The organism is Flavobacterium taihuense (assembly GCF_019351435.1).
GTDB classification, from domain to species: Bacteria; Bacteroidota; Bacteroidia; order Flavobacteriales; family Flavobacteriaceae; genus Flavobacterium; species Flavobacterium taihuense.
The window spans coordinates 1-3,853 of record NZ_JAHWYN010000046.1 but is presented as its reverse complement, the minus strand read 5'-3'; the positions used below and the strand labels follow the sequence as shown (position 1 = coordinate 3,853).

Annotated in this window: 3 protein-coding genes; 2 read left to right on the top strand and 1 reads right to left on the bottom strand. The window is 36.3% G+C overall.

Features of this window, described 5'->3' with window-relative positions:
* Positions 1 to 186 (top strand): hypothetical protein (locus KZH69_RS20225; RefSeq protein WP_219319276.1); only part of this gene is annotated, 186 nt, incomplete at its 5' end.
* 58 nt (positions 187 to 244) lie between these two features.
* Here the strand turns inward: KZH69_RS20225 and KZH69_RS20220 are convergent.
* Positions 245 to 772, bottom strand: a complete 528-nt coding sequence (locus KZH69_RS20220) for an FEKKY domain-containing protein (RefSeq protein ID WP_219319275.1) — start codon at positions 770 to 772, stop codon at positions 245 to 247.
* A gap of 1,598 nt (positions 773 to 2,370) precedes the next feature.
* Between KZH69_RS20220 and ltrA the strand changes: the two genes are divergently transcribed.
* Positions 2,371 to 3,633: a group II intron reverse transcriptase/maturase gene (ltrA, locus tag KZH69_RS20215; protein ID WP_219319274.1), complete on the top strand. Its 1,263-nt coding sequence runs from the start codon at positions 2,371 to 2,373 to the stop codon at positions 3,631 to 3,633.
* The last annotated feature ends 220 nt before the right edge of the window (positions 3,634 to 3,853 follow it).

Sequence of the window (3,853 nt, the reverse complement as noted above, 5' to 3'; positions counted from 1 at the left end):
TTGATAAGTTGCTATTCTTTGTTTTCTCCGCCATTGTTGTCCGATTTACGGCAACAAAATCAAACGGAATATTATTTTCAGTACTATGTTTTTAGCACGATAGTTCCGTTAGCCTTGTTGCCAACGTTCTGGCACTACAGCGGGTTTGGGGTTAAATTAAGCCCTATTTTCGGATTTGCCAAATAATCTAAATACAAAACCATCTTTCCATTAAGCCAATTGCCCAAATCCGTTGTAGTGGCTGTTAGCGATAGTTTTTATTTACCTTTCCTATTTCGTTTTCCATCTTTAATCTCCAGCCTTTTCCATTTCTCTTTGTTAGATAAACTTCAGTTGTTTTTTTGTACTCTTCGGAAGCTTTGGTCAATTCAGGCATTATTGTACAGCCAAGATTTTTAACTTTTAGACCGTAGGTTTTCAAAATACTATCAGTTTTTATTTTTTTGATTGCTTGAGCTTCATTTTTTGGAGGTAATGATAATCCAAAACCAAAAGTTTTTACATCATCATTCTTAATATCATTTTCTGCATCTTTTCTAAATTCAGTTAAAATTTCGTCATAAGAATTTTTGTTTTGAATAAATCTATTAATTCCATTCGCACTCATGAATATCATTCCAATTATGTTGAAACTAATCATCATAATGCAAAATTTATTTAAGAATGGGCGATTTTTTAAAAACAAAAAGCTCGTAATAATTGAAATTAAAATCAAAGAAAAATAAACGGAAAGTAAAGATTTCCATTCGACATATTCTTTTATAATTTTCAAAAAATCTAATTCCTCGGGATAATTAAATAAATAATAAACGAAAATGTTAATTGACCAAAGTAAAGTTGTGCTTAAAATTGTTATGAGTAATAATTTCTTCATTAATTCATTTTATTTGTTTCTGCTTTTGGTCTTTTGAAGGCAAAATTATCGCTAACGTTCCCTTGCTACAAGAGGTTTGGGGTTAAATTAAGCCTTATATTCGGATTTGCCAAATCATCCCAAATACAAAACCATTTTAAAATTAAGCCAATTGCCCAAATCTATTGTAGCAAGTGTTATGGACTGGTTGTTTCTAGCCGATATTCCAATTAATAACCGATTTTCAGCCTATTTTTGGCAGGCTAAAAACCTAATTCTTGCCTAAATCTCGGCTAAATTTCATTCCCTCTTTTAATCGATTTTCAGCCTATTTTCAGCAAACTTAAATCCCAATTCTAGCACAAATCTTCACTAAATTTATTTACTTTTTTCCATTCGTAAACCGCAAAATTTACGGTTCTGCTTTCCCCATTAGAAACTCCGAAATTCAAGTTTTGTATTTCTAGTTCTGCATTTCGGATTCAGTTTAGAAGTTTCAAAATTCAAGTTCTGCATTTCAAGTTCTACTTTTCAGATTCAGTTTAGAAACTCCGAAATTCAAGTATTGATTTTCAGATTCTAAACATCAAACTCTAATATTCTGCTTTTAAAGTTGCGATTTAAATCTCCAATTTTAAGTTTCTGTATTTCGATTTTATGCGAAACTAAATGTTTCTTAAAAACCTGATTTTAACCGAAAAGCTCTTTCTCAACTAGTCCATAACGTCTTGGCACTACAGCGGGTTTGGGACTAAATTAAGTCCATTATTCGGATTTGCCAAATCATCCCAAATACAAAACCAACTTTCCATTAAGCCAATTGCCCAAATCCGTTGTAGTGGCTGTTGGCGGTTCGGCTGTGTGTCCTGCGTTGCCTCGGGATACGAAGATATAAAAGTTCTTTGAAAAGGCAACATAACTTTATTAGAGATGATAGGCTTTATTAGTATTCAGAAACGAGCTTTGGCAAAACCAAAGAAGTCTCACAAAGGATTTCGAGTAAAGAATTGGACTATCGGATAGGACTTTCAGGAGTTGTTTCCAAACCGCCTTGAGGTGCTGAATTAAAGAGATTTGGTATTGAGCGTCAAGGTCAAAGCACTACCAACGTTTGTATGTTGAGTAGCTGTATGGTGCGGTTATAGGAGTTGAGCGCAAGCAAACCCTTATTGAGGTGTCGAAAATAACTTTTACTGTGTCAAAATCTATGGGGTCGGCGACCCAGCGAGACTAAGTGTAGCGGAAAACCTGATTACTGGCTACACGGCACACGGCATAAAGAGGGCAAGAACTATAACCAGGCTCTAGTAAGGAACAGGAGAACCAAGACTAAAATGGTAAGTAAAAAGACCAACAGTCCCAGAGTGGAAAAGGTTGAAAGTAGCGATGTTTAGTTCTTGGGGCGGATGAAGTCGTAGTAGCGAACATATCCACGAGAGTAGGAGTAATGCCCCTGCGAGTGAAGGACTTCACTTAATTAGTTGATTTATTGTATAACAACTTAAAGAAATTTAAGGATGATTTTTAATGAACAACCCAAGTCGCAACCTATAAGTAAGTTGCAGGTGCAAGAAGCTTTTAAGCGAGTAAAAGCCAACAAAGGAGCTAGTGGAGTAGATGGCGTAAGCATCGAAGCAGTAAGCAAGAACACTCGCAAATATCTATACCCTATGTGGAATAGAATGGCAAGTGGGAGTTACTACCCCAAAGCCGTCAGACAAGTTTTGATACCCAAAAGCGATGGAAAAATGCGTCCATTGGGTATTCCTACCATTGTCGATAGAGTTGCCCAACAGGTAATCGCTACCGAATTGGAGCAAATAGTAGAGAAACACTTCCATCCGAGCAGTTTTGGTTATCGACCAAACAAATCGGCACACGATGCCCTAGAAGGATGCCGTATCAACAGTATGAAATACAGTTGGGTAATTGATTTGGACATCAAAGGGTTTTTCGACAACATTGACCACGAATTATTGCTAAAAGCAGTACAGTTTTACACACAAGAGAAACATATTTTGATGTATGTAAAACGCTGGCTCAATGCACCAGTTCAGTTAGCAGACGGAACCATCAAACACCCAGAGGGAAAAGGCACGCCACAAGGCGGAGTAATCAGTCCTGTACTTGCCAATATCTTTATGGATATAGTGTTTGATAAATGGATAACCCAAACAAGTCCCACTACACCTTTTGAAAGGTATGCAGATGACATTGTAATTCATTGCAAGAACATCAAGCAGGCGTTGGGATTGATGCAAGCAATAAAAGAGCGATTGCGAGATTGCAAATTGGAATTAAACCAAGATAAATCCAAAATCGTGTATTGCCGAAGCAGTCAAAAACGCCAACCTCCATTTAAGGTACGATATCAAAAGTTTGACTTTTTAGGGTACACCTTTAAGCCACGAGTAGTGAAAGAAAGGGAGAAAATCAGATTAGGTTTTTCCCCAGCAATGAGCCAAAAGAGTAGTAGCAGAATAATCAAAGAACTCCAAGAAATGAATTTTCATCGATGGGTTCAATTTCCGATAAGTAAAATTGCGGAACTGTTAAGACTCAAACTCCGAGGCTGGATAAACTACTATGGCAAGTTCCGAATGAGCGAAATGCGAAAACTTTTCAGAGTTTTACATTTTCGACTAACCAAATGGATACGCAACAAATACCGTCGATTCAGAAAGAAACCTTGGTATGTGGGTTATAAATACCTTCAAAAATTATCAAGAGACTTTCCAAATTTGTTTGAACATTGGCAATACGAGGGCTTCAGACCTTAAAAGACTTGAATTAAGAAGAGCCGTATGAATTGAGAGGTTCACGTACGGTTCTGTGAGAGGTTTAGGGGTGAGATTCCCCTTTACCTACTCGACTTTTAATAGATATAGTATTCAGTTTCTGAGTTGTCTTCTCGTTCTATTTTTTTTCGAATTATTTCCCAAATTTTAGAATATAATTCTAAAAATTTTTTTGCTTCATATTTCGTTTTATCATTATTCG

Bases quoted from the DNA above. Each gene is read 5' to 3' on its own strand.
- ltrA (WP_219319274.1), top strand. From the start codon at position 2,371: ATGATTTTTAATGAACAACCCAAGTCGCAACCTATAAGTAAGTTGCAG.